At 54.0% G+C, this 1,329-nt stretch carries 1 protein-coding gene; it reads left to right on the top strand.

What is annotated here, in order from left to right; translation table 11 throughout:
• Positions 1–76: 76 nt before the first annotated feature.
• On the top strand, positions 77–1,291 hold the full coding sequence (locus DYI22_RS17275; protein ID WP_213479293.1) for an IS256 family transposase: 1,215 nt from the start codon (positions 77–79) through the stop codon (positions 1,289–1,291).
• Positions 1,292–1,329 lie beyond the last annotated feature (38 nt).

Raw genomic sequence — 1,329 nt, 5'->3', positions numbered from 1 at the left:
AGAGCCTGTAAACCAAATTGTGTAACTGCCCACGACTGAGTAATCTTTTCAAAAGGATACCATCGTGGGTACACAAGTGGACCAAGAAAAACTCAAAGCCATGGCCGCAGAGCTGGCCAAAGATATCAAGTCCGAGAAAGACCTCGGAGCCCTCACCCAGCAACTCGTAAAACTCACCGTTGAAACCGCACTCAATGCCGAACTGGATGAGCACCTCGGTTATGAGAAGCATGCCCCGGCAGGTCGTGGTACCGGCAACAGTCGTAATGGCTACTCTGCCAAACGCCTAAAAGGTCAGCATGGCGAAGTACCAATCGAGTCACCCCGTGACCGGGACGGCTCTTTCGAGCCTCAGTTCGTCCGTAAGGGACAGTCCAGGCTGACCCAAATGGATGATCAGATCCTGGCGTTGTATGCCAAGGGATTGAGCACACGAGACGTCGTGGACGCCTTCAAAGAAATGTACGACGCGGACATCTCGGCAACACTCGTTTCCAAGGTGACGGAGCGCGTAATCGATCAGGTTCACGAGTGGCAGAATCGCCCTGTTGATCCGATCTACCCCATTGTTTATCTGGACTGCATTGTTCTGAAAATTCGTCAGGACAAGAGGGTGATCAACAAGTCCTTATACCTGGCTCTGGGCATCAACATGGAAGGCCAGAAGGAGCTGCTGGGCCTGTGGCTTGCTGAGACCGAAGGCGCGAAGTTCTGGCTGTCAGTACTGACGGAATTGAAGAACCGTGGTCTGGAGGACATCCTGATCGCCTGTGTGGACGGTCTCAAAGGCTTCCCGGATGCCATTGCGGCGGAGTACCCCCAGACCAAGGTCCAGCTCTGCATCGTGCACATGGTTCGTAATTCGCTGCGGTATGTGTCCTGGAAGGACTACAGGGCCGTCACTGCGGATCTGAAGCAAATCTACAGATCGGCCACCGAGCAGGAAGCTCGAACGGCGCTGGACGACTTTGCAGAGCGCTGGGATGGCCAGTACCCGCAAATCGCTAGGTCTTGGTACAACCATTGGGACAACCTGATAACGCTGTTCGACTATCCACCGGCCATCCGGAAGGTGATCTACACCACCAATGCCATTGAGTCACTGAACAGCGTAATCCGCAAAGCAACCAAGCGCCGGAAGCTGTTCCCCAGTGATGATGCAGCGCTGAAGGTGGCGTTCCTGGCGATCCAGCAAGCATCAAAGAAATGGACCATGCCGATCCGGGATTGGAAGCCTGCACTGAATCGCTTTATTATCGAATTCGGTGACCGCCTGGACGGTCACCTATAGTGAGGTGGGCAGTTACACAGATTTATTTACAGGCTCGC

Origin of the sequence: Marinobacter lipolyticus (assembly GCF_018424605.1) — a bacterium.
Taxonomy (GTDB): domain Bacteria; phylum Pseudomonadota; class Gammaproteobacteria; order Pseudomonadales; family Oleiphilaceae; genus Marinobacter; species Marinobacter lipolyticus_B.
The sequence above is the reverse complement of the archived record's forward strand: the minus strand, read 5'-3'. Positions and strand labels throughout refer to the sequence as shown.